The organism is Candidatus Obscuribacterales bacterium (genome assembly GCA_019744775.1).
Lineage (GTDB): Bacteria > Cyanobacteriota > Vampirovibrionia > Obscuribacterales > Obscuribacteraceae > SBAT01.
On sequence record JAIETZ010000002.1, the window covers coordinates 1 to 4,282 of the forward strand.

The window sequence follows — 4,282 nt, forward strand, 5'->3', positions numbered from 1 at the left end:
TCTGGTTGCTCTCTTTCCTTCTATCCTCGCGTCCGAGGAATAGCCCGATTTTCATTCAACGTCAAGCCCCTATTTGACTTGACGTTATTTATTACCGTACAAGATGACAATTGGAATTCAGTGGGAATAACACGCAGCCTCGTCTCGAGATCCGCGCTCAATGGGAATCTTCCCATTGACGCTACCCCCCTCTCTAGAATTTAATGGCACCCATGACCCGAGAAAGCCTAGATATAAGTACGTCAACGCTCTCAACACAGTTCAGTACCTAAGGGAAAGAAAAATGGGTAGACAATCAGAAATAAGCAACGAGACAACAACAAAAACTCTGGATAGCTCTGCGTTAAGCGCAATCGGCAATTCACCGGATTTGGTGACAAGTCTTAAAGCCAAGACAGGTGCTGAACAAATTATTGCCGATGGCATGATAAACGATCGCCGCGATGACCGTAGCCGTAACAACTCAGGCTACGTCAATCGCCCAAGAACAAACCTGGATGATGTAAGAGACTTGCAAACGCAACAACAGCAAATGCAATGCGCTCCCAACCAGCCAACCGACAATCCGGCACCAGCTCCTGCGCCAACGCCTGTAGCTGATGCAAATTGCCCACACGAGTGCAAAGAAGTACGCACTCCTAATGGTGACTATCAAGTTCTCAATCAACCACTTGTTCCAGGACAAGTAATGAGAAGTCCGGACAACTGGCAATATGCAGGCGATCAAACTAACGCCAAAATCATGAGCGACACGCTCAACTATTCACAAACAAACACTGAAGACTCCCGTGGCAAGATGTTGCAAAACAGTCGCTACGAAGCTGAAACTCGCCAATACGAACTAAACAGTGAACATGCTCGTGTAGAAGACTCCAAGGACAGAGGCGCCAACAGATTCGCAACTAAAGTTGGTGCTGTCGGCAACTTCGTACAACAAGTGGGCAATGGTGCCTATCCAGTATTGATGGGTACTTCATCCATCGTCTACTCCTCCAATATGAGAGGCGGAAGAGGCGGTTACGGGTACGGTGGCGGCTATGGTTATGGTGGCGGATACGGCGGTGGTTACTGTGGTGGCTACGGCGGACCAATGCTCGGCATAGGTGGCATGGGTATGGGCATGGGCTTTGGCGGATACGGCGGTGGCTATGGCTACGGCTATCCAGCTAGAGGCTTCTATGGTGCACCGATGGTTCCGTACGGCAACACATACATCAACGCCGGCATGAACTTCCCACCACAAGGAAGCTTCAACACACCGATGGGTCGAATGGATGCTCCGCAAGCTACCGGCACTGCTCCTTACAGAAAGTGCGATCAGATTTGTGATCCGAAGCAACCACAGCAACCCGAATACAGCTATCCAAATAGAAAGCGCTAGGATTTAAAGACTAGTTACGTATACATCAGAACTTGTATCAGCATCTGCTATACGTCGCACATCGACTTGAAACACTTGCTTCAACAAAGCAGGTTGCAACACTTCATGCGCACTTGCCGACGCCGCTACACGACTGGGTTGTTGTCCTGATTTTTCCAATAACAAAACTGAATCTGCCAGCTTGGCAATGACGTTCAAGTCGTGCAAAACAACAATAATTCCCAAGCCCTGCTTGCGAAGACTGTCTAGAAGTTCAGCTAATTCCAGCTGATGTCGAAAGTCCAAGTGCGAGATTGGCTCGTCAAGCAACATGAATTGACTGCGCTGGGCAAGAGCGGTGGCAATGAGGGCCCGCTGTCGTTCACCACCGGATAAATTACTCAAATACTTAGTCCGCAATTCTGCCGTTGCCGTTTTTTCAAGTGCCTCATTAACCGCATCCTTATCTTCCGATGAGGCACTCCACGACCACCATTGTTGGTGAGGATTGCGACCGAGAGCCACCAGTTCTTGAACAGTTAGGTCCTGTTCAAATTGCTGAGATTGCGGGACGTAAGACACATGTCCGGCAAATTCACGAGCGGACATCGACCAAATATCTTTGCCGGAAATTTTTACTTCACCAGACACAGGCTTAATTAGACGCGCCAATGATTTTAGTAGAGTCGACTTACCGGCACCGTTTGGTCCGGCTATGGCAAGAATGGTACCGCCTAAGACATTCAGTTGAATATTTTCCGCGACCGGTTTGTCGAATCCTACTGCGAGATCTTTTGCTGTTAAATTCATAGCCCTTCTCCTTTTTGTCTGGAGACAAGCCAGAGGAAAAACGGACCACCCACCAAGGCAAGCAATGTTCCTAGAGGCAATTCTTGTCCTTGCCCCAAAGTACGCGCTGCCAAGTCGCTGAACAAAACAAGCACTGCACCAATTAAGGCCGTGCAAATAATTTGCACACGCTCATCACGACCAAGCGAGCGACCAATCTGCGGAGCAATGAGACCAACAAAGCCAACGAGCCCACTAATTGCCACCGAAGCGCCGCAAGCAAGAACAGCAGCACCTAATAAAACCCACTGCACAACGACAACATTTACTCCCAATGACTGGGCCGACTGAGCACCCAGGGATAAAAGCCTCATCGACTTACTCATAACCAGTGCAATTATCAAACCAACAAAAATGTAAGTTCCTGCAATTGCCAATTCAGACCAGGTCCGCCCACTGATACCACCAGCTAACCAGAAGAATATTCCCTGCGACTGAGCGGCAGATGCAGCACCCACCATTATTAGTGTAATAAAGCTTCCGCAAATTGCCGACAGCGCTACGCCTGCCAGAAGTAGTCTCGTCACCGACAAGCCGGCAGGATTCTTTGCCATCATTGCCACCACAAGACTTGTTATCGCGCCGCCGGTAAACGCTATAAAAGGAATAAGCGCAAAATCCACTCCGGCAATCATCGCAATGGCGGCTGCCAATCCTGCACCGCTGGAAATACCAGTCAAATACGGATCAGCCAAAACATTTCTAGTAAGCGCTTGCAACACAAATCCTGATGTCGACAGACCAACTCCGACAACAGCTGCTATAAGAAGTCTAGGCACACGAATTTGCCAAAGCATGTCATGGAGATCCGAGTTAGTTATCTGCAAACTATGCCAAGCTTCGGCTGGTCCAATACAAACATCGCCCACGCACAAATTGAGCATAAGCGCCAACACAAGAATCGACAGCAGGATAACTATGCGAATCATCGGCAATATTGTACGAGCAGTCAGCGCATGACAACTTTGTTTCTTTGACAAAAAGTGTTGAGAATTACAAATGCGATAAGATTAGGCACTAATGAAAAGATATTCAATACCAGCAATTGCGTTGTTACTGACGGCGAATCTATCGGCTAGCGCTCACTACGAAGAGCACTCTTCCAAACACGTCAATCACAAAGCAAAAAGCTCCAAAGAATTAGGTCCATTGCCAACACAATTCGATCCATGGGATCTTCTGAAAAAGGCTCTCTCACCGGCTTACGCGGCATCCAATGAAGTAAGCATCGTTATCGAAGGCGATTACCGAATAATCAAATCGAATGGTCTGCCCGATCACGAAACAGGAGCCTTTCCTAATCGCGGCAACCCCAATACTATTCGCGAGCAACATTACACGTTTAGAATGCCTGCTGAACCGATAGCAACTGGTAAGACAACTTGGCTGGGCATGTATCCATTCGGTGTGGCGATAAACGGAATCCCGTTTGATCCGGGTGCTGCCGAATGGTGGGATAACGATCCATATTCCGGCTGGCAATATGAAGCTATGGCATTAGGACCACGCCTCGGTATTGATCAAAACAACGCACACGTTCAACCAAATGGCGCCTATCACTATCATGGTCCGCCCACTGGTCTTATCGATGAGTTGTCGCATGCACCAAAACCAACTTTGCTCGGCTACGCAGCAGATGGTTTTCCAATTTACGGACCCTTCGGTCATAGCAATCCCAATGATGCAAGTTCCGGCATGACTAAGCTTCATTCGAGCTATAGGGTAAAGCAAGGTCTTCGTCCTAACGGCCCTGGTGGCGACTACGACGGTCTATTCACGCAAGACTACGAATACAAAAAGGGACTTGGTCAGTTAGACGAATGCAACGGGCGTTTTGGTGTCACCGAAGAGTTTCCTAAAGGTACTTACTATTATGTGATCACCGATAGTTTCCCTTAAATCCCTCGCGGATTTAAAGGCACACCGGATCCAAGCTTTCCACGTCGAGGTGGCTCACGTTTAGGTCCTCCGCCTCCCGGCAGACGCCCTATGGGTCCACCAGGATTCGGCCCACCGGGCGGTCCCGGCTTTGGTCCACCAGCTGGATTTGGTCCACCACCGGATGAGCACTAA

At 48.9% G+C, this 4,282-nt stretch carries 4 protein-coding genes; 2 read left to right on the forward strand and 2 right to left on the reverse strand.

Features of this window, described 5'->3' with window-relative positions; genetic code table 11:
* Nucleotides 1-283: 283 nt before the first annotated feature.
* Complete coding sequence (locus tag K2Y22_03740) at nt 284-1,381, forward strand: hypothetical protein (GenBank protein MBX9877547.1); 1,098 nt, start codon at nt 284-286, stop codon at nt 1,379-1,381.
* Between the two features lie 3 nt (nt 1,382-1,384).
* Here K2Y22_03740 and K2Y22_03745 read toward each other — a convergent pair whose 3' ends face one another.
* Nucleotides 1,385-2,170: an ABC transporter ATP-binding protein gene (locus K2Y22_03745; GenBank protein MBX9877548.1), complete on the reverse strand. Its 786-nt coding sequence runs from the start codon at nt 2,168-2,170 to the stop codon at nt 1,385-1,387.
* The gene (locus tag K2Y22_03750) at nt 2,167-3,138 is read right to left on the reverse strand and encodes an iron ABC transporter permease (protein MBX9877549.1); all 972 of its coding nucleotides are present in this window, start codon (nt 3,136-3,138) and stop codon (nt 2,167-2,169) included. Before K2Y22_03750 ends, K2Y22_03745 begins: the two co-directional genes overlap by 4 nt.
* Nucleotides 3,139-3,229: 91 nt before the next feature.
* Between K2Y22_03750 and K2Y22_03755 the strand changes: the two genes are divergently transcribed.
* A complete protein-coding gene (locus tag K2Y22_03755) occupies nt 3,230-4,108 on the forward strand; it encodes a YHYH protein (protein MBX9877550.1) in 879 nt (292 codons plus the stop codon).
* Nucleotides 4,109-4,282: the final 174 nt, after the last annotated feature.